17 protein-coding genes and 1 pseudogene are annotated in these 20,873 nt (G+C 46.5%); 14 read left to right on the plus strand and 4 right to left on the minus strand.

Going from position 1 to position 20,873, the window contains the following annotated elements; translation table 11 throughout:
• Together ACFSUO_RS06585 and ACFSUO_RS06590 are read left to right on the plus strand one after the other, a co-directional pair.
• Positions 1-286, plus strand: a pseudogene (locus ACFSUO_RS06585) (disulfide oxidoreductase); the annotation flags it as partial.
• Complete coding sequence (locus ACFSUO_RS06590; RefSeq protein WP_382392316.1) at positions 283-765, plus strand: thioredoxin family protein; 483 nt, start codon at positions 283-285, stop codon at positions 763-765. The pseudogene ACFSUO_RS06585 and the gene ACFSUO_RS06590, both read left to right, overlap by 4 nt.
• A gap of 241 nt (positions 766-1,006) precedes the next feature.
• Here ACFSUO_RS06590 and ACFSUO_RS06595 read toward each other — a convergent pair whose 3' ends face one another.
• Positions 1,007-1,504: an antibiotic biosynthesis monooxygenase family protein gene (locus ACFSUO_RS06595; protein WP_382392318.1), complete on the minus strand. Its 498-nt coding sequence runs from the start codon at positions 1,502-1,504 to the stop codon at positions 1,007-1,009.
• A gap of 158 nt (positions 1,505-1,662) precedes the next feature.
• On the opposite strand from ACFSUO_RS06595, the gene ACFSUO_RS06600 reads away from it, so the two are divergent.
• The 5 genes from ACFSUO_RS06600 to ACFSUO_RS06620 all read left to right on the plus strand — a co-directional run bounded on the left by ACFSUO_RS06600 (position 1,663) and on the right by ACFSUO_RS06620 (position 8,091).
• Positions 1,663-3,792 (plus strand): transglycosylase domain-containing protein, encoded by a 2,130-nt coding sequence (locus ACFSUO_RS06600; protein ID WP_382392320.1) that lies wholly within the window; start codon positions 1,663-1,665, stop codon positions 3,790-3,792.
• A gap of 137 nt (positions 3,793-3,929) precedes the next feature.
• Complete coding sequence (gene hemE / locus ACFSUO_RS06605) at positions 3,930-4,964, plus strand: uroporphyrinogen decarboxylase (RefSeq protein WP_382392324.1); 1,035 nt, start codon at positions 3,930-3,932, stop codon at positions 4,962-4,964.
• A 25-nt stretch (positions 4,965-4,989) separates the two neighbouring features.
• Entirely contained in the window at positions 4,990-5,931 is a 942-nt protein-coding gene (hemH, locus tag ACFSUO_RS06610) for a ferrochelatase (RefSeq protein ID WP_382392325.1), read from the plus strand.
• Complete coding sequence (gene hemY, locus ACFSUO_RS06615; protein ID WP_382392328.1) at positions 5,924-7,339, plus strand: protoporphyrinogen oxidase; 1,416 nt, start codon at positions 5,924-5,926, stop codon at positions 7,337-7,339. Before hemH ends, hemY begins: the two co-directional genes overlap by 8 nt.
• Before the next feature lie 74 nt (positions 7,340-7,413).
• Positions 7,414-8,091 carry a hypothetical protein gene (locus ACFSUO_RS06620; RefSeq protein ID WP_382392330.1) on the plus strand — a complete coding sequence of 226 codons (678 nt, stop codon included), beginning with the start codon at positions 7,414-7,416 and terminating at the stop codon, positions 8,089-8,091.
• 38 nt (positions 8,092-8,129) lie between these two features.
• Here the strand turns inward: ACFSUO_RS06620 and pepF are convergent, their stop codons facing one another.
• The gene (gene pepF / locus ACFSUO_RS06625; protein ID WP_382392332.1) at positions 8,130-9,941 is read right to left on the minus strand and encodes an oligoendopeptidase F; all 1,812 of its coding nucleotides are present in this window, start codon (positions 9,939-9,941) and stop codon (positions 8,130-8,132) included.
• 383 nt (positions 9,942-10,324) lie between these two features.
• On the minus strand, positions 10,325-10,453 hold the full coding sequence (yhfH, locus tag ACFSUO_RS06630) for a protein YhfH (RefSeq protein WP_382392334.1): 129 nt from the start codon (positions 10,451-10,453) through the stop codon (positions 10,325-10,327).
• Between the two features lie 191 nt (positions 10,454-10,644).
• Here yhfH and ACFSUO_RS06635 point away from each other — a divergent pair, with 191 nt between their 5' ends.
• From ACFSUO_RS06635 to ACFSUO_RS06650, 4 genes are all read left to right on the plus strand, one after another.
• Positions 10,645-11,388: an MBL fold metallo-hydrolase gene (locus tag ACFSUO_RS06635; RefSeq protein ID WP_382392336.1), complete on the plus strand. Its 744-nt coding sequence runs from the start codon at positions 10,645-10,647 to the stop codon at positions 11,386-11,388.
• Positions 11,389-11,451: 63 nt separating this feature from the next.
• Positions 11,452-12,447 carry a lipoate--protein ligase gene (locus tag ACFSUO_RS06640; RefSeq protein WP_382392338.1) on the plus strand — a complete coding sequence of 332 codons (996 nt, stop codon included), beginning with the start codon at positions 11,452-11,454 and terminating at the stop codon, positions 12,445-12,447.
• 187 nt (positions 12,448-12,634) lie between these two features.
• Positions 12,635-14,176 carry a fatty acid--CoA ligase family protein gene (locus ACFSUO_RS06645; protein WP_382392340.1) on the plus strand — a complete coding sequence of 514 codons (1,542 nt, stop codon included), beginning with the start codon at positions 12,635-12,637 and terminating at the stop codon, positions 14,174-14,176.
• Between the two features lie 692 nt (positions 14,177-14,868).
• Entirely contained in the window at positions 14,869-15,390 is a 522-nt protein-coding gene (locus ACFSUO_RS06650) for a competence protein ComK (RefSeq protein ID WP_382392342.1), read from the plus strand.
• Here the strand turns inward: ACFSUO_RS06650 and ACFSUO_RS06655 are convergent.
• Complete coding sequence (locus ACFSUO_RS06655) at positions 15,338-15,727, minus strand: hypothetical protein (RefSeq protein ID WP_382392344.1); 390 nt, start codon at positions 15,725-15,727, stop codon at positions 15,338-15,340. The two genes, ACFSUO_RS06650 and ACFSUO_RS06655, sit on opposite strands and share 53 nt — an antisense overlap.
• 215 nt (positions 15,728-15,942) lie before the next feature.
• Between ACFSUO_RS06655 and ACFSUO_RS06660 the strand changes: the two genes are divergently transcribed.
• The 3 genes from ACFSUO_RS06660 to addB all read left to right on the plus strand — a co-directional run bounded on the left by ACFSUO_RS06660 (position 15,943) and on the right by addB (position 20,871).
• Complete coding sequence (locus tag ACFSUO_RS06660) at positions 15,943-16,605, plus strand: TVP38/TMEM64 family protein (protein WP_382392346.1); 663 nt, start codon at positions 15,943-15,945, stop codon at positions 16,603-16,605.
• An 81-nt stretch (positions 16,606-16,686) separates the two neighbouring features.
• Positions 16,687-17,235 carry a signal peptidase I gene (gene lepB / locus ACFSUO_RS06665; protein WP_382392348.1) on the plus strand — a complete coding sequence of 183 codons (549 nt, stop codon included), beginning with the start codon at positions 16,687-16,689 and terminating at the stop codon, positions 17,233-17,235.
• A 141-nt stretch (positions 17,236-17,376) separates the two neighbouring features.
• Positions 17,377-20,871: a helicase-exonuclease AddAB subunit AddB gene (gene addB / locus ACFSUO_RS06670; RefSeq protein WP_382392350.1), complete on the plus strand. Its 3,495-nt coding sequence runs from the start codon at positions 17,377-17,379 to the stop codon at positions 20,869-20,871.
• Positions 20,872-20,873 lie beyond the last annotated feature (2 nt).

Genomic DNA, 20,873 nt, shown 5'->3' on the forward strand with positions numbered 1-20,873 from the left:
CGTTATTATTTACGGGACTGCGCTTATCAGGAAGAATGCAGCCATTGCATTGCCAGGTTTGATTTTAAGCGGAATTGGAGTAATGGTGTCGGTTTATCATTATTCGGTGCAAAAACTGCCCGCATTGCAGGAAGCTGGTGGTGCGTGTGGTGCGATTCCGTGCAATACGGAGTACGTTAATTATGCTGGTTTTATCACGATTCCATTCATGGCCGGTATTGCATTTATCAGTATCGTTGTATTGCATAGCTTGTTATTGAAAAACCCGGGAGGAAAACATACATGAAAAAGAAAATGCTGATAATTTTAGGAACGATTGTCATCTTGTTTGCTGCACTTTATTTTGTAATCGATTATAAAAATCAGCAGGCGGTTAATGACGAGGATAATCCATATGGAAAAGATAATTTGGATCAGGCGACCATTGATCAATTGGATAATCCCGACTACCAGAATCAGATCCTGCCATCCGAACTGGACGAAAAGCTGGGAAACGGGGAAGATGTGATGGTCTATTTCTACAACCCGAAATGTTCGCATTGCCGGGAGTTGACGCCAAGACTTGTTCCATTAGCTGATGAAATGGGTGTTGACGTAAAAAAAGTAAACCTGCTGGAATTTGAGGATGCCTGGAGTAAGTATGGAATTGAAAGCACTCCAACGCTTGTTTACTATGAAAACGGTGAAGAAAAAGACCGGATAAACGGTGCTCAGCCGAACGAAATGTTCCGGGGCTTTTTCAATGAGTATGCTGTTGGAGATTAAAATGAAAGTGGTGATCAAGCAAGCTTAGGAAATCCTTAGCTTGCTTGATTTCTATTAAAGAGGTTGTTCAAAAAGTCCGGTAAAAATGACACTGCGAATTTCTTCGTTAGCTTGTTTTTCCGCTACTCATGTATTATTTGCATACACTCCGCTACTCAAAGCTACGCTGCCTCGAAATTCTTGGTCCTTTTTATCCTCCTTTTTAAACACGTACTTAAATGGGAGGAAGCAGGTCTGGCTGTTAATCCACTTCAATCATGTGATAGTTCGTCACAAACGGCTGATCTAAAAAGTATGCAGGCGGCTTTGTATCAGCACCGTCTTTATGGGCTTGTTTAAATTGGTCCGAGTTCTTCCAGTTTTCATAATCATCTTCAGAAGCCCATTGGGTCATGACAACATACGTATTGCCTTTGTTCGGCCTCAGCAGCCGAAAAGCTTGAAATCCTTTCATGTTTTCCACGCTCTGCTGCCGTTGTTTGAATTTGTCCTCAAATGTTGCTTTTCCTTCATCAGCTACAGGGATGTTATTCATGACAACGAAGCCATCCTCCCGTAGTGTTCCGTTTTCAGTTACAATCTCATAGGCCCTTCCGGAAGCGAATATGTTTTTCCCTTTTCCTTCATAATACACAAGAGTACTGGTACCTTCTTTCATAAAATAAAACGTAACATCCGGGTGTTTAGCCGGCAGTTTTTTTAAAAAGTCGAGTGTTCCATTTGTCATATATGCGTTCATGCTAAAGGCTCCTTTCTATTTCTTTCCACTAGTGTAACATACCCTGATGAGTGAATGATTAATCTTTTTATAAACATTATTAACTAATACCAAATATTATTTCTTCCATCAACGCGAATTTTGTCGTATACTGTGGGGGAGGTGAGCTTATAAAAACGATGAAACGATTAAAATGGCTTCTGCTATCATTGGTGTTTCTTTCCGTTCTGGGAATAATAGGCTATGCTGTTATCTTGTTTGGCGGTCAATTTGTGGTGGATGAGGAAGATTTAGTTCCGGATGCCACAACAACGTTTGAAACACGTGACGGGGAAGTCATTGGAAAACTATATAATGAAAACAGAATACCGGTCACGTTGGATGACATACCAGAGCATGTCCAGGAAGCGTTTATTGCAATTGAGGACAGACGTTTTTATGATCATGCTGGGATAGATTTCAAATCCATTGTCCGTGCTGTTTTCCGCGACATTATTGCAATGGCAAAAGTGGAAGGTGCAAGCACCATTACACAGCAGCTGTCCAAAAATCTGTTTCTAAAAAATGATAAAACGTGGATGCGCAAGACAAAAGAGGCGATGGCCGCAATTCATCTGGAACGCCGCTTTTCCAAAGACGACATTCTGGAATTATATTTAAATGAGATTTACTTTGGGGAGGGTGTGTACGGAATAGAGGCGGCCTCCCGGAAGTTTTTCAATAAACCGGTACAAGAGCTGACACTTGCGGAGGGAGCATTGCTGGCAGGACTCGCAAAAGCGCCGAATGGATACTCGCCTATCAGGCATCCGGAAAAAGCTAAAAAACGCAGAAATGTCGTCCTGAAGGCCATGAGTGATACCGGAAAGATAACGGCACAGGAGCGCATGCAGGCGCAAGGGAGGACACTCGGGCTGGACGTACAGGAATATGAGCCAAAGCCATGGGCAGCCAGTTTCATTGATTTGGCTGTACAGGAAGCAGCTGACAACTATAAGCTGTCAGAGAAAGAACTGCGGCGCGGCGGTTACCGGATAGTAGTCACTGTCGATCCGGATGCACAGAAAATCGCTTACCATGAATTTCAGAATGGGGACTACTTCCCGGGGAATACGGATGGTGCACAGGGTGCATTTGTCATGGCCGAGCAGCAGTCCGGTGAAATTTCGGCGGCTATTGGCGGTCGGAACTATCAGTTTGGTGATCTGAACCGGGTGATGGTAAAACGGCAGCCCGGATCCGCGATAAAACCGCTCGCCGTTTACGGTCCCGCAATGATGAAAGACAGCTACCAGCCGTATACATTGATTGAGGATAAAAAGCAGGCAATCGATGGCTACACGGCGACAAATTATGATGGCCGCTATGCAGGGTCTGTCTCCCTTTATAAAGCGCTCGTGGAATCGAAAAATGCGCCTGCCGTCTGGCTTTTGAACGAAATAGGCATTCCGTATGCTAAAGATTATCTGAGTCAACTGGGTATGCCAGTCAAAGACAAAGGCCTCGCTATTGCGCTTGGCGGACTGTCGGAAGGGGTAACACCAATGCAGATGGCCGAAAGTTACCGGGCATTTGCAAGCGGCGGCAAAACCATCGATATGTTTGCCATTGATCAGATTATCAATCGTCACGATGAAGTCATTCATGAAGCCAACCCGGAAACGGCGGCTGTTTTCAATCCGCAAGTGGCCTGGAACATGACAGGCATGCTGACCACAGCAGTCACATCAGGAACCGCAAGTGCGGGTAATTTTCCCAAAGCACTGGCAGGCAAGACCGGTTCAACGGAGCACCCGCACGTAGAGGGGGCGGTAAAGGACGCGTGGTTTGCCGGGTTCACACCGGAGTATGTTACGGTCACATGGATGGGGTACGATTCCTCAGACGAAAACCACTACCTTACATCCGGAAGTGAGGCGCCAACACGTCTGACGAAGGCGATTTTATCGAAAATAAATGGCCAGGAATCACTGGCACAAGCATTTGAAAAGCCTGAAAATGTTGCAGCCTTACCAGAGCCGATTAAATTGCCCGAAAACATAACATTGCACGGGAATTATTCATTTGGCGGGTTCGCCCTTTTTGGGGGAAAACTGGAATGGACGGAACCTGCTGATGAGCGGATTGTCTATCATATTTATCGTGAAGAAGAAGGTGACGATGAACAGGTCGGTGAAGTGACAGGGGATAATGAATTCACTGTTAAACGGCTCCCATTTTTTGGGTCATCCCGTTATTATGTCGTACCATATAATCCTCTGACAGAAACGGAAGGGCAGAAATCGAATACCGTTGACCTGTCACTCTGAATTAAACAAATTGGTGACAATCCAATCCGTTTGCTATACAGCAAGAAAGGAAATCGCTATAGTAAAGAGTGGATATACAATACTTGCATCTGTGACTAGGTTAGGATAAAAGAGGTTGCTCAAAAAGGGTGAAATAAGTGATAACAAACATTAATGACACAATTATTAAAGCCTATAACGGCGAAAAGACAGATTACACACCTGCGTGGTATATGCGCCAGGCAGGCCGTTCCCAGCCGGAGTACCGCAAGCTGAAAGAAAAATACTCACTGTTTGAAATTACACATCAGCCGGAGCTCTGTGCCTATGTAACGCGTTTGCCTGTGGAGCAATATGGGGTTGATGCAGCGATCTTGTATAAGGATATTATGTCCCCGTTGCCAGCGCTCGGTGTGGATGTGGAAATTAAAAAAGGCATCGGTCCGGTGATTGACAATCCGATTACGAATTTTCATGATGTTGAACAGCTGGGCATGATTAATCCTGAGCGGGATGTGCCCTATGTCCTTGATACCATCCGGCTCCTGACAGAAGAACAGCTTCATGTGCCACTAGTTGGTTTCAGCGGGGCACCGTTCACACTGGCAAGCTACATGATTGAGGGCGGTCCGTCGAAGAACTACAGCAAAACAAAAGCATTGATGTACAGTCAGCCAGATGTCTGGTTTGCACTGATGGATAAACTGGCGGAAATGACCATTGCCTATGTAAAGGCACAGATCGATGCCGGGGCAAGAGCTGTGCAAATTTTCGACTCATGGGTTGGTGCGTTGAGTGCCGAAGACTACCGCTATTATATTAAGCCGGTCATGAATCGCATTTTTTCTGAACTTCGGACGAAACAGGTGCCGCTGATCGTCTTCGGTGTCGGTGCACGGCACTTGCTGCTGGAATGGAATGATCTGCCTGTCGATGTCATCGGACTGGACTGGCGCACATCCATTACCGAAGCGCGGAAAATGGGTGTGACCAAAGTTCTGCAGGGGAATCTTGACCCGACTGTCCTGCTCAGTGACTGGCAGACGATAGAAACAAAAACAAAGGCCATTCTTGATGAAAGTATAGCAGACGGGAGTCATGTGTTTAACCTTGGGCATGGTGTTACTCCGGATGTGAAGCCGGAAACACTGCAGAAGCTAACAGAACTGATTCACACATATTCAAAGCGATAAACGGAGATAGAAGAGGTGTTGCAAGATGGAAAAGAAGAAATTGGGGCTGCTTGTGATGGCCTATGGTACGCCGTACAAGGAAGAAGATATTGAGCCGTATTATACGGATATTCGTCATGGGAAAAAGCCGACCGAGGAACAGCTGCAGGATCTGAAAGACCGCTACAAAGCAATTGGCGGCATTTCACCGCTGGCCAGAATCACCCAGGAGCAGACAGAGGCACTGGAGGCCAAGTTGAATGCTGTTCAGGATGAGGTGGAATTTAAGGCATATATTGGCCTGAAACACATTCATCCGTTCATTGAAGATGCGGTCGAGCAAATGGCTGAGGACGGTATTGAAGAAGCGGTGTCGATTGTGCTCGCTCCGCACTACTCCACATTCAGTGTTAAATCGTATAACAAACGCGCCAATGACACAGCTGAAAAATATGGAATTTCGATTGAGTCAGTCGAAAGCTGGTATGACGAACCTGGCTTTATTAAATATTGGTCAGACCAGATCAAAGACGTTTATGACCATATGCCCGAAGAGGAACGAAAGAAAGCTGTACTAGTTGTATCCGCACACAGTCTTCCGGAAAAGATTCTAAAGGATGGCGACCCGTATCCGGCTCAGCTTAAAGAAACTGCCCGGCTTATTTCTGAACAGACCGGTATCGAAAATTATGCAATCGGCTGGCAAAGTGAAGGCAACACACCTGATCCATGGCTCGGTCCGGATGTGCAGGATTTGACCCGTGACCTGCATGAACAGGAAGGCTATGAATCATTTGTATATGCACCGGTCGGTTTCATCGCTGATCACTTGGAAGTCTTATATGACAATGATTACGAATGTAAAGTAGTGTGTGACGAAATCGGCGCAAGCTACCATCGTCCGGAAATGCCGAATGTCCACCCGCAGTTTATTGCCACACTTGCTGATGTTGTCATGAAAAAAGTGAAGCGTGAAGCCAATGGGTGAGAATAAAAAGATACTGATAGCAGGCGGCGGGATAACGGGACTGTCTGCCGCCTACTATTTGCAAAAAGAAATTGCCGAAAAAGATTTGCCGTATGAAGTGAAGCTTGTTGAAGCAGGCAGCCGGCTCGGCGGTAAAATTAAAACAGTCCGCCGCAACGGATTTGTCATTGAACAGGGGCCTGACTCCTTCTTGTCCCGCAAGCAGCCTGCTGTAAAACTGACGGATGAACTTGGCCTGCGCGATCAGCTCGTCCGGAATGGAACAGGACAGTCTTATATTCTCGTCGACGGGAAATTGCACAAAATGCCAAAAGGTTCGTTTATGGGCGTTCCAAAACAAATCCGGCCGTTTCTATTTTCCGGACTCTTTTCACCTGCAGGAAAATTGCGGGCCGGCATGGATTTCGTTCTTCCGCGGAGCAAACAAGGTGATCAGTCACTGGGGGCCTTTTTCCGCCGCCGTTTTGGCAACGAGCTTGTCGAAAACCTGATTGAACCTCTCTTGTCTGGCATCTACGCCGGCAATATTGATGACATGAGCATCATGGCGACATTCCCGAATTTTTACGAGCTTGAACAAGAGCATCGGAGCCTGATAAAAGGGCTGCGGGAAACGAAACCAGAACAGCCGAAACAAAAAAAATCCGGAAAAACGAGCGAAAAAAAACAGGGGATGTTTTTCTCATTCAAAAACGGCCTTGAGACATTAGTAGAACAGCTTGAGGAGACCCTGGGCGATATTGTGGAACGAAATGCCGGGGTGGATCATATTGAGAAAAAAGAACATGGTTATCACGCATTGTTAAGCAATGGTGACGTATATAAGGCGGACGCGGTTGTCATGGCTACACCGCATTACACCTTGCCAAAAGTCTTCAGCCAGTATGACATGTTTGAACAATTCCAGGACATCCCATCTACATCTGTTGCGAACGTGGCTTTGGCTTTTGATGAATCAGCCATTAAACAGGATATCGACGGTACCGGCTTTGTTGTATCACGGAATAGTGATTACCGGATTACAGCATGCACGTGGACACATAAGAAATGGCCAAATGCCGCACCGGAAGGAAAGGCGCTGGTCCGCTGCTATGTCGGTAAGCCGGATGACCAATCAGTGGTGAATCTTTCCGATGAAGAAATTACGGAAATTGTGCTGAACGATCTGAATAAGACGATGAATATCACGCAAAAACCGGAATTCAGTGTCATCAGCCGCTGGAGCAATGCCATGCCGCAATATACAGTTGGGCATAATGAGCGGATTGCTAATGTCCGTGAATCGATGCGTAAAGAACTCCCGGGCATCTTTATAGCCGGAAGCTCATATGAGGGCGTTGGCATCCCTGACTGTATCGGGCAGGGAGAACAAGCAGTCGCAGGCGTCCTGGCATTTTTGCGAAAGTAAAGAGGGCGCTGGGGCATGAGCCGGCATCAACCATATGATTGGTTGGTGCCGGTTTTTTGTGTGCCAGGGCGCATATGACTGTTCGGGGGCGGTTGTCAACCAGTTCGGGGGCGAGAATCGACCGTTCGGGGTCGGGAATCAACCGTTCGAGGTCGAGAATCAACCGGGAGCGCGGGGAAATCGACCGGAAAGCGGCAGAATCGACCGTTCGGGGTCGGGAATCGACCAGAAGCGCGAGGAAATCGACCGGAAGAGCGGGGGAATCGACCGGAAAGCGGCAGAATCAACCGGTCGGGGTCGAGAATCAACCGGAAGCAAGGGGGAATCAACCGGAAAGCGGCAGAATCGACCGTTCGGGGTCGGGAATCGACCGGAAGCGCGAGGAAATCGACCGGGAAGCGGCGAGAATCGACCGGTCGGGGTCGGAAATCAACCGGAAGAGCGGGGGAATCGACCGGAAAGCGGCAGAATCGACCGTTCGGGGTCGGGAATCGACCGGAAGCGCGAGGAAATCGACCGGTCGGGGTCGGAAATCAACCGGAAGAGCGGGGGAATCGACCGGAAAGCGGCAGAATCAACCGGTCGGGGTCGAGAATCAACCGGAAGCAAGGGGGAATCAACCGGAAAGCGGCAGAATCGACCGTTCGGGGTCGGGAATCGACCGGAAGCAAGGGGAAATCGACCGGAAAGCGGCAAGAATCAACCGGGGCGGTGGGACCATCATCTCAGCAGCGGCCTGTACCAAAAAATAAAAGTGCTCCAGCCTCAGCTGGAGCACTTCCCACTTCCATTATTCATAACTTTTTTCCAGTTCGTCGACGAGCTGCCCGACATAGGCAACGGCTTCTTTGATTGCATCCGGATTGGCCATGTCGACGCCGGCCTTTTTGGCGAGGTCGACTGGCTTCAGGGTTCCGCCGGCTTTTAGAACGGAGAGCCAGCGGTCAACAGCAGGCTGGCCTTCATTCCGTATTTGCCCGGCCATTGCCGTAGATATCGTCAGTCCGGCTGAGTACGTATACGGATATAGTCCCATATAGTAGTGTGGCTGGCGCATCCATGTAAGTCCTGCTCCATCGTCGATAGTCACAGCGTCTCCCCAGAAATTTTCCAGTGCTTCTTTTTTCTGTTCGGTCAGGACAGCCGCTGTCAATGGCGTTCCTTCTTCCGCCAGTTCGTACACGCGGCGCTGGAATTCTCCCTCCAGCAAATGGGTGACAAAGTTATGGTAATAAGTTCCCAGAAGCTGGCTGATGACCCATCGTTTCATCCGCTTGTCATCCGTTTTGGCAAGCATGTGATCGGCCAGCAGCAGTTCATTTAAGGTTGATGGCGCCTCGATAAAGTAAGTTGATGGACTCGTATTGACAAGGGATTGATTTTTGCCGGCCAGATAAAAGTGTCCTGCATGTCCTAGTTCGTGGGCCAGTACAAACGCACCTCGCATCGTGTCCGTCCATGTAATCAATATATATGGATGGACGTCGTATGGAGGGGAGCAGAACGCGCCGGTTTGTTTTCCGACATTATCAGCCCGGTCCACCCAGCGGTTATTTATTCCTTTTTGCATAATTTCACTATATTCCGGTCCCATCACCTGAAGCGCTTCAAGGATGGTGTCTGTTGCTTCCTTGTACGTTGTTGCCGGGTTAAATTCCGGATCGAGTGGTGCTTTCAGGTCGGCAAAACGCATGTCACTGAGCCCGAGTTTTTCCTGTTTCAGCTTGGCAAACCGGCGCATGTGCGGTGCCAGCTCCTGCTGAATGACATCAAGCTGATTGTGATACATCTCCTTCGTTACTTGCTGAGGGTGCAGCAGCATGTCTGTAACGGAATCATAGGAGCGCAGACGTGCCATCGTTACCTGCTTTGTCACCTCCGTCGCATAGGTTGCGGCATAGGTGTTTTTGTATTGATTCAATGTATGGATGAACGAGTCATAGGCCTTCCGCCGGACATCGGTGTCTGGTGCCAGTTCATAGCTGTCCTCAAACAGTGCTGCGGACATCGGCAGTTCCTCACCATTTGCGTCTGTAATTGGATCGAATTGCATGTCCGATGATTTGCTGCGCTCATAAATCATAAATGGTGCGCTATGTACTTCACCGAGAGCAGCGAGTGTCTCCTCTATTTCCGGAGCTAGGGTGAATGGCTTCTTCTCCAGGACGTCCTGAAGCATTTTCCGATACGTTTCCAGTTTTGGTTCCTCTGCCAGATACTGTTCAATCGCATCCTGTGATAACTGAAGCAGTTCGTTTTCGACAAAAGAAAGCTTGGCCCCAATGGCAGCCATCGCCGATGCAACTTTAGCAGAATCAGCTTGGTTTTGCGGGTCAGACCCGTCCGCGCTCGATTTCAAATTGGCATATGTTGATACACGAATCAGCCGTTTTTCAAAGTTTTCGTTGGCGACCAATCCATTCAATAGATTCTGAGCACTGTTTGTCAGCTTGCCCTTATATTGGGTTACATCACTGACGTTTGCCTGGATGGCGTTTAATTCTTTTTCCCACTCTTCTTTTGATGCGAACAGGTCTGTTAAATCCCATGTTTGCTCTTTCGGTACTTCCGCGCGTGTTTTGCGTTTAGCGGTTGCTGTCATTCTGATTCCCCTCTCATCAAATGTTTCGATTCTCTAATTAATTATAAACCAAAATAAACTGAAATAATATCATTTTCCGATAGTTTTTCAGCCAAAAAAATACAGCTATATGAATAGCTGTATCAATGGTAAGGAAGTATAGGCCTAGCGTACAATGAAAATGTCTGCAAGGTTGTTCAAAAAGTCCGGTAAAAATGACGCTTCGAATTTCTTCGTTAGCTTGCTTTTCCGTTCCTTGGAAAAGAAATACACTTTTCCTGCGTGCGATGCGGGTTCAGGGAAGCTTTCCTTGTGCTCATGTATTAAAAGCATGCATTCCACTACTCAAAGCTACGCTGCCTCGAACTTCTTGGTCCTTTTTATCCTCCTTTTTGAACAAGGATCTACAGGGCTGGATGATCACAGTCATCGCATAAGTTGCCATAGCAGTCAGCTTTTTCGTTCATGTCATGGCCGCAGCGGTGGCACTTTTTCTTTGGCAGGTTCCGGAAAAACTCAACAACGTTAAACATGTGGCATCCCCCTTTTGGTTGGTAAATGCATTGTAATACAACAGTATGCAATAAGTCAATACTGTGTTACAACAAATTTTAGAAAAACTTGGCTTTTACCAAGTCTTTATAGTGAAAGCCTTAGTTTTACTTATAAGGTCATCCATAATTTATATATTCTGACGTTATAAAAATAAATGAGGTGAATGCTGTTGAAATTGACTGTTATCGGTTTTTGGGGCGGTTATCCTGCTGCGGATGGCGCTACTTCTGCTTATTTGCTTGAGAAAGATGGGTTTAGTCTCCTAATTGATGCCGGCAGTGGCTCATTGTCCAAGTTGCAAAAACAGAAAGATGTGATGGCGCTGGATGCTGTTATCCTTTCGCACTATCACCATGATCATGTGGCAGACATTGGTGTGTTGCAGTACGCATGGCTTGTCCATTCGTATCTGAATGACCGGGAAGAAATTTTGCCGATTTATGGCCACACGGAAGACAGGGATGGTTTCGAGCAATTAACACATAAGTGTACAGAAGGCATTGCGTATGATCCGGATGCTGCACTGACCATTGGCCCATTCTCAATTACTTTCCTGGAAACGAAACATCCGGTGCCATGTTACGGGATGCGGGTTACGGACGGAGAAGATGTGATTGTCTATACCGCAGATTCAGCATTCAAGGAAGAATGGTATAACTTTGCAAAAGATGCGGATCTTTTGATAACGGACTGCAACTTTTATGAAGATCAGGATGGTTCCGGAGCAGGACATATGACCAGTAAAGAGGGTGCCATGATTGCGGATAAGGCAAATGTGAAGGAACTGATTCTAAGCCATTTACCGCAATACGGGGATAATAATCGGTTAGTGAACGAAGCTAGTCACTATTTCTCCGGAAGTATTCAATTAGCAAAAGAAGATCTGACTTGGGTAAAAAGTCGTAACTTTTGATTGGAATAACCATTTCTATTACACTAAAAAGTGGCCAGTTTTACTCAAAGGGAGGTATATTTTGTGAAATTCATTGATAATCAGGGCATTACCGATCCGACAATAAATCTTGCAATAGAAGAGTATATTTTGCAGAATTTCGGGGAGAAAGATACATACTTGTTATTCTATATCAATAAGCCCTCGATCATTATCGGACGGAACCAAAACAGTGTGGAGGAAATTAACACAGACTATGTAGATGAAAATGGCATCAAGGTTGTGCGTCGTCTGTCCGGAGGCGGTGCTGTTTATCATGATGAACAGAACTTGAACTTCAGCTTTATTACGAAAGATGACGGGGAAAGTTTCCAGGACTTTGCCAAGTTTACACAGCCTGTTGTGGATGCGTTGAACAAGCTCGGTGTGCCGGCAGAAATGAAAGGCCGGAATGACCTTGCAGTGGAGGACCGTAAAATTTCCGGGAATGCCATGTTCTCGACAAAAGGCCGTATGTTCAGCCACGGGACATTGATGCTTGATTCAGAAATCGAAAATGTTGTTTCGGCCTTAAACGTCAACAAGGAAAAAATCGAATCCAAAGGGATCAAGTCGATTCGGAGCCGTGTTGCCAACATTTCTGAATATCTCGATGAAAAAATTTCGATGGAGGCGTTCAAAGAGCTCATTCTGAAGTACATTTTTGATGTGCAAGATGTAAAGGATGTTCCCCGCTATGAACTGACAGAAGAAGACTGGAAAGAAATTCATAAAATTTCAGAAAACCGCTATCAAAAGTGGGAATGGAATTATGGAAAATCCCCTAAATTTAACGTGCAGGCATCCCATAAATTTGACGGAGGCCTTGTCGATGTTCGTCTCGATGTAAAGAACGGCATGATCGAAAATTGCAAGATCTATGGCGACTTTTTCGGCCTTGGTGAGATTAGCGAACTGGAAGACAAGCTGACGGGTGTCCGCCACGAGCGTAAGGCAATTGACGAAGCTCTTGCAGATGTTGATGTTTCCTATTACCTTGGCAAAATTTCCAAAGAAGATTTTGTCGGTCTGCTTTATTAAATGAATGCAGCCTGTTGCAGCACCATGCAGCAGGCTGTTTTTTATTTACACATACTGACTAGAAGAGGAGAAAAAGTTTTGTTATCGTTTTCACTTGAAAGAACAACGGGAAGTAGTTTATAATTAATTCAGAAATTTTAGCAATTGGTGAATGATTATTCATTCATCACATTTAGGAGGATAACGTGTGAATATTACAGAACAATTGGCCATTACCGCCAGGAATAACCCTGGCAAAACGGCGTATGTGTTCAATGACGAGGAAACGAGTTACACGGAACTGGACAGAGCTGTTACGAAATTCGCATCCCGCCTGCAGCAGCTCGGGTACAAAAAGGGTGATCATATTGCACTTGCTGTCGGCAACAGCCCCTATTACGTCATCGGTTTGTATGGCGCATTGAGGCTGGGGGCCGTGGCAGTCCCAATTAATCCGCAGTACACAGCAAGCGAGCTGGAGTATATTCTCAAAAATGGGGATGTGAAAGGAATTATCACCATGGACGTTCTGCTCGAAAAATTTGAAGCAATCAGCGGTCAGCTACCTGGTATAGAGCATTACATATGCTGTGAAAGCGGTGCCAACAGTTCATTTGTGGATAGCCCGCTTCATGAAAAGCTGTATTCTTTTTCCAAATTGGTCGAGGAGGGGAGTCTGGGGTTTGAACAACCGGTAATAGCAGATGGCGAGACAGCCATTGTTTTGTATACGTCCGGAACGACCGGGAAACCCAAGGGTGCCATGCTAACCCACAAAAATATCTACTCGAATGCCAAAGATACTGCCGATTATTTGACTATTGGCGGCGATGACCGGGTGATTGCTGCACTTCCGATGTTTCATGTTTTTTGTCTGACCGTTGCTTTGAATGCCCCGCTGATGAATGGCGGTACTGTCATGATTATGCCGAAATTTTCCCCGCAGGAGGTTTTCCGCATAGCAAAGGAGCAGGGTGCAACGATCTTTGCCGGGGTTCCGACAATGTACAATTATCTTCTGCAGGCGAGTGGACAGAACGGCGAAGATTTGTCCGATATTCGGTTTTGCATTTCCGGTGGGGCATCGATGCCTGTGTCATTGCTGAAACAATTTGAAGCGGCATTTGATGTTACCGTTTCTGAAGGATACGGGTTATCGGAGGCGTCACCGGTCACATGCTTTAACCCACTGGATCGGCCAAGAAAACCGGGTTCAATCGGGACCAGTATCATGAATGTGGAAAACAAGGTGGTAGATGAATTCGGGGAAGAAGTTCCGCCAGGGGAAGTAGGCGAGCTGGTTGTCCGCGGACCGAACGTGATGAAAGGGTATTATAAACTGGAAGAAGAAACAGCTGCAGCCTTAAAAAATGGCTGGCTGCATACCGGGGACATGGCCCGGATGGACGATGAAGGCTATTTTTACATCGTGGATCGGAAAAAAGACATGATTCTTGTCGGTGGCTACAATGTCTATCCGCGCGAAGTGGAAGAAGTTCTTTATGACCATCCCGGAGTGGCAGAGGCAGCTATCATCGGAACGCCGCACCCGGAGACAGGGGAATCGGTGCTTGCATTTGTTGCCGTATCTGACCCTCAACTGGATGAAGCGGCTCTTCTGGAATTCTGTAAAGCCCATTTGGCGGGCTATAAAGTGCCTAGCTCCATCGAATTTATGGACGAACTGCCGAAAAACACAACCGGTAAACTGCTGCGGAAAAAACTGCGCGAACAGATAAACCATAGCTAACTTTTTTATTATATAGCAACGGGCTTTCAATTCACAAAGAACAACAACGCCCTGACAAATTCCGGTCAATGATTCTTGCCCGGAATTTGTCCATTTTCTTTTTATAAAAACTTGGCTTTTACCCGAGTCAATTTCATCATTCATTGTAAGCAACTACAACACGAACATTATGTTTCAATTCATGCTACCGTTGTCCTGCATAAAAGGTGACACGCTTTCACCACTCCGGGTACAAGGGCGACATCTGATCAAGCTCCCTTTGGTCGCTTTCACAGTGTCTACTTTGCCGCGGGCATGGCTTCAGCCTCCTCGGAAGAAAACCACTTCCTGCGGGGTCTTCAGACACATGCTTTTCCCGCAGGACAAGGAAGGCTACGGCAGCGATACATCGCACGAAGAAAAAGCGGTTTTCTTTTTCAAGGAGTCGGCCACCTTTCATTACGGACAACTAGTATTGCTGACAAAAACGAACAATTAAACCTATAAAAATTCGCTTATTTTACAAAGATCAGCACTTATGAAATTGATTCACCCAAGTTTTTATAGTGAAAACCTTAGTTTTATTATAAGGTCATCCATAATTTATACTTCCTGACGTTAAAAAATGAAAATTCTTGTATCATTTTTGCGAAAAATCTGGTAAATTATATATATGCCTCTTTCTTTTCATGTAAAATGAAAGGATGAATTGTATGATAAATAATATTTACGCTTTAGCACACGAAGTTACGCCTCTCACGATGGCTGTTGTTGCAGACCACGGTGAAAATGGAATTCCAAAAACGATCGTGCTGGAAGAACAGGAAACATTTACGGTACGTGATTCTCCCAGCAAAATTATTGAAGATGCGTGCAAGTTCTTCGGGTCCAGTCTGAAAGGCAGGCAAGACGGCACTCGCGGCATTTGCGGCATTACGCACAAGGCTCCCATCTCCATTGATCCATCCTGCGGCATGTATTTCTTTCCTACAGCGTCACCGTCAAACCCCAAATGTTCATGGATTGCTCATTCTCATGTTGAACAGGTGAATAAGGGCCCTTACCGGCAGACAGAGGTCATTTTCAAGAATGGCAGAACCATTCTTCTGGATGTTTCCTTTGGTTCGATGCTCAATCAGGTGCAGCGGACGGCCCAGTACAGGTATCTGCTGGACAACCGGCTTAAGTATGTGCAGAGGAATAATGCTGATGTGGTGGCTGAGCCTTATCCATGAGTTCCTGCATAATCGTTTTTACTTTTTTGCGGATGGCCGGGTTAAAATAATTTCGCTTTTCTTCACGGCCATTGCATAGGAATAGATAGGATGAGAATGAATCGTTTTTTTGCAGTGTAACGACTTGCATCTTTTTGTCCCGCATTTTTTTCCGCAATTCTTTGCGCTCACTCGCTGCCTCGGCGTTCATACTTTCGAGCAGTTCAAGATAAGGTTCCTTTATTTTAAATGTCCCAGTCTCGATATGCTGGATATCCTGCTGTATGACCGTTATCGCCATGGAAAGAAACAAAAAACGTGAAGCAAGCTGCAATTCCTCATCATTCAGACAGCGCATAAAAAACCCCTCCATGATGTAACGAACGTCTGTTCCGTATCATTATATGATAAACAGAATAAAAAATACACTAAAAAGCAAATGTTAAAAAGTGACAAAGAAAGAGGCACAAAATTTATTCTGCTAGGCAGATGAGGAAGTTTACTTTAAAATAAAGATAGGGATACTAAACATAGGAGTCGGACGCTTGGGACGAAGTGGGGGACAATGAAACTATGTACTTGCTGAACGTCAGCCTTATGGATTGGAAATTATGGCTTGAGCAGGAAAAAATGGATGAGTTTATTTTGGAATTACTGAATGAATATGAAAGCCTTGGACCTCTTCCGGGCATTCTGCTGCCCTTTGTGGAGGCGTTCTTGCCGTTTTTGCCGCTGGTTGTATTTGTGATTGCCAATGCAGCGGCGTACGGCTTGTGGGAAGGGTTCATACTGTCATGGCTGGGGGCGTGTACCGGTTCTGTACTCGTATTTCTTGTTATTCGCCGGCTGGGGGATAAGCGCATATTCATGGCAATGCGCCGGAATAAGCGAGTGCGTCAGGTCACGAATTGGGTGGAGCGCCATGGCTTCGGACCTTTGTTTCTTTTGATGTGTTTTCCATTTTCGCCTTCATCCGTCATTAATGTCGTTGCGGGGCTATCCAAAATAAGTGTGCAGCAATTTATCCTTGCCGTGTTAATGGGTAAATCGGTCATGATTTTTTCGATTGCCTTTATCGGGTCAAGCATATTTGAGTTTGCCAAAAACCCAGTCAGAACCATTGTCGTTGCAGTTTGCATCCTGCTTTTCTGGATATTCGGTAAATATATCGAACGCCGGCTGCACAGAAGAACAATCATAAAAGAAGTTTCCGAAAGAGGTCAGGTTAAAAAATAAATAACCAGGGTATGCTAGTAGAAAAACGTAAAGCGCCTGTTTAGCGTCTGCTTGGCAGGAAAATCCCTGGAGGAAACCTGTATGAAAAAAAGCTATATACGCAAAATTATTCCGGTTATCTTATTGGCCGTCGCACTGGCCTTTGTTTTCCGGTCGCATCTGGTTGCAAGTTACGTCGTGAACGGCGAGTCAATGGAACCGACACTCTATGACGGCAACCTGCTTATGGTTAATAAAGTAGTTTATAATTTGACGGATGTGGACCGATTTGACATTATTGTCTTTCATGCCAATGAAAAGGACGATTATGTCAAAAGGGTCATAGGGTTGCCGGGTGATGAAATTGTTTACGAGGATGATAAATTGTATGTTAACGGTGACCATGTGGAGGAACCGTTTCTGGAGCCGTTCAAGGAAGCCAGCAGCATCAAGCCATATACCGGGGATTTCACATTAAACGAAACAACTGGGAAAACCCAAGTGCCTGAAGGAAACCTATTTGTGATGGGAGACAATCGCCGGGACAGTCTTGATAGCCGCAAGATTGGTTTTGTGCCAATTGGAAAAGTTGTTGGCAAAGTGGGTATCAAATACTGGCCGTTTTCAGACGTCCAGTTGAGTTTCGGCTAAAGAAAAACTCATGACAGCCGGCGTACATAAAGTGTATAAAAACCTATTCTCTGCTAAAATGAGAATAGGTTTATTTTTTTTGCAATGTAGGCTTTCGTTATTGGCGATTAGCTAAGTTTTCTAATTAAGGGAGCGGGAATGATGGGACTCCGATTTTTACTGGGAAGAGCCGGAACCGGCAAAAGTGGCAGAATGTTGGATGAAATAAAGGAAGCGCTGGCTAATGATCCACAAGGCGCACCAATCTATTATATTGTACCTGATCAGATGACGTTTCAGCAGGAGTATGCACTATTTCAGGACGAGACAGTAAAGGGGAGCATTCGTGCACAGGTTGTCAGCTTTTCACGGCTGGCCTATCGTGTACTGCAGGAAACCGGGGGGAGCACAAGACAGTTTATCAGCTCGGTCGGTACGCAAATGATGCTCCGGAAAATTATCGAGGAAAAAGAAGCCGATTGGAATATATTTCAGAAGACGCTGGAAAAGCAAGGGTTCCTTGAGCAGCTTGAACGCATGATTACTGAATTTAAGCGTTACCGGATCACCCCTGACATGCTATATATGCAAGTGGATCAAATGAAGCAATTTGTCCACCAGGAGCCTGGTGAAGCTGCATTAGCAGGGAAACTGAACGACTTAGCGTACATTTATGAAAAATTGGGCATGGCTCTGGATGGAAAGTATGTTGACAGCGAAGATCAGCTGCAGATGCTTGCCGATAAAATAAAGGATGCCCCGATGCTGGAAAACGCAACCATTTATATGGACGGATTCCACCGTCTATCCCCGAAAGAACTGCACGTTGTGGAAGCTTTAATGAAAAAATGCCGCTCGGTAACTGTGGCATTGACAGCTGATGATCCGGACGAGGAACGCCTCTCGGAACTGGACTTATTCTATCAGACGAAAGAAACGTACCATATGCTGCAGGCAACAGCTGAGGCAAATGGAATTCCTGTTGACGCTACAGAGGTATTTCAGCCTGATAAAGGCAGACTGCGCAGCCGGCCTTATTTTGCCCATCTGGAGCAATACTTCGACGTTCGTCCTGCACCTGCTTATGAAAGAGAGGCACCGATTCAACTGGCTGAAGCAGTCCATCCGCGTGCGGAAGTGGAAGGGGCTGCCCAGGAAATCCTGCGCCTTGTGCGGGAAGAGCATTATCGTTTTCGTGATATAGCCGTATTCATCCGTCAGACAGATGTCTACCATGATTTGATAGAAACCATTTTCAGCGACCATGGCATTCCGGTTTTTATTGACGAGAAACGTACTATGCTTAACCACTCGTTAATTGAGCTAATCCGCTCAGTTCTGGAGATGGCCGAGGGCAACTGGCGCTATGATGCTGTTTTCCGGGTGCTGAAAACAGGCTTTATTCCGTCCGTTGATCCGAGCTATCCATTGAACGATGATGCCATTGATGAACTGGAAAACTATGTACTTGAATATGGTATCCGGTCCCGGGATCGCTGGCTTGGGGATGAAGAGTGGATTTTTCAGCGGTTTCGCGGTTTTGATCAGTCTGCTCAGACCGATTCAGAAAAGGAAACACAGAAGCGATTGAATGCATATCGAAGCCAGGTGGTTCAGGCGCTGCAGCAGTTTGACCGGGAGATTCGCAAGGCGAAATCAGTACGGGATAAGTGTGAGGCTGTTTATTTACTGCTGGAGCGGCTGAATGTACCAGGACGGCTGGAACAGATGCAGGCGATGTATGACGAGGAAGGGGAACTGGAAAAAGCACGGGAACAGGAACAAGTATGGAATGCGGTCATTCAGCTGTTTGATGAAATGGTCGAAATGGCTGGTGAGGAAACGATGAATTTGAAAACATTCCGGTCAGCAGTGGAGGCAGGCTTTGATTCGCTGACATTCGCCCATGTACCGCCAAGCATTGACCATGTGATTGTTGGTACGATTGACCGCTCACGCATAAGTGGTGTCAAGTGTTCCTTGCTTTTAGGGGTGAATGATGGTGCATGGCCGATGAAACCGGCAGAGGAAGGAATCATCAATGAACAGGAACGCGGCCTGCTGGAAGAGCATGGAATGCAGCTGGCCGAAAGCAGCAGCCGCCAGCTTCTTGATGACTGGTTTTATATGTATGCAGCGTTTACTTCCGCCAGCGATTACTTATGGGTCAGTTACCCGCTAAGCGATGAAGAAGGAAAATCGAAAATGCCATCCCAGCTAATCAGCCGGATGGAAGAATTGTTTCCAGCATGTTCTGAACACTTGCTGTTACAGGATCCGGACGAGCTGTTTGATGCGGAACGATTTATTACGACACCGGTCAAAACAAGAGCAGCATTAACAGCACAGCTTGCCCGCAGTCGAAAAGGCTACCCGGTGAGAGATGTATGGTGGCATGTCCTGAACTGGTATATCCAGCATGAACCGAAACACAGCACAACATACAACATACTGCAAAGCCTGCATTATCAGAACCGGCCAGTAAACCTGACCAAGGATACAGCACACCAGCTGTACCCGAAACAGGTGAAAGCGAGTGTGTCCAGGCTGGAATCGTATTATCGCTGTTCCTATCAGCATTTTGCCAACTACAGCCTCAGCCTGCAGGAAAGGAAGACCTATAAGCTGGATGCCCCTGATATCGGCCAGCTTTTCCACGAGGCGCTGAAAAAAATTACCGAATGGATTCAGGCCGAGGGAAGGGAGTTTGCCCAGCTGACAAAAACGGACAGTGCGGGCTATGCGCGTCAGGCTGTCGAAAATCTGGCCCCTGCGCTGCAGCACCAGATCCTGCACAGCTCGAACCGCTACAAATACATTCAGGAGAAACTGCAGGAAGTCATTACCAGGGCCACATACATTTTGAGCGAGCAGGCCCGCCAGAGTGCGTTCACACCAGTTGGACTTGAACTTGGTTTCGGTGACAAACAGACACTTGATCCGGTTACCCTGTCATTGCCGAATGGTTTTGAATTGATGCTGCGCGGGCGGATTGACCGTGTGGATAAAGCGGAAAATGATGATGGGCTATTTTTGCGGATTATTGATTATAAATCGAGCAGTCAGCAACTGAGCCTGCTGGAAGTCTATTACGGGCTGGCGCTGCAGATGCTGACGTATCTGGATGTTATCCTGTCTCAGTCGGAACAGTGGCTTGGTGCGAAAGCAGAACCGGCCGGGGTGCTTTATTTTCACGTGCACAATCCATTGCTGTCGGTCAGCAAACAAATGACCGATGATGAAATTGAAAAGGAATTGTTCAAGAAATATAAAATGCAGGGGCTGCTGCTGTCGGATGAAGAGATCGTTAAACTGATGGATACATCTATTGAATCGGGAAGAAGTCAAATTGTCCCCGCCGGTGTCAAGAAAAATGGCGGATTTTACAGCGGCTCTAAAATCGCTGACCATGACTCATTTGCCGGCCTGCAGCACCATATACACCAGCTCATGTCCCAGGCAGGTTTGGATATTACATCAGGCGGTGTCCATCTGAATCCGTACCAGCATCAGCAGAGAGTCCCGTGCACGTACTGTCCATTTCTGTCTGTCTGCCAGTTTGACCCGTCGCTTGAGGAGAACAACTACCGGAAACTGACCGACATGAAAGACGAGGAAGTCCTAGAAAAACTCGCGCTTAAGCATAAGGGGGAATGATG

This window comes from Lentibacillus juripiscarius, assembly GCF_042685205.1.
In the GTDB taxonomy this organism is placed as follows: Bacteria; Bacillota; Bacilli; order Bacillales; family Amphibacillaceae; genus Lentibacillus; species Lentibacillus juripiscarius.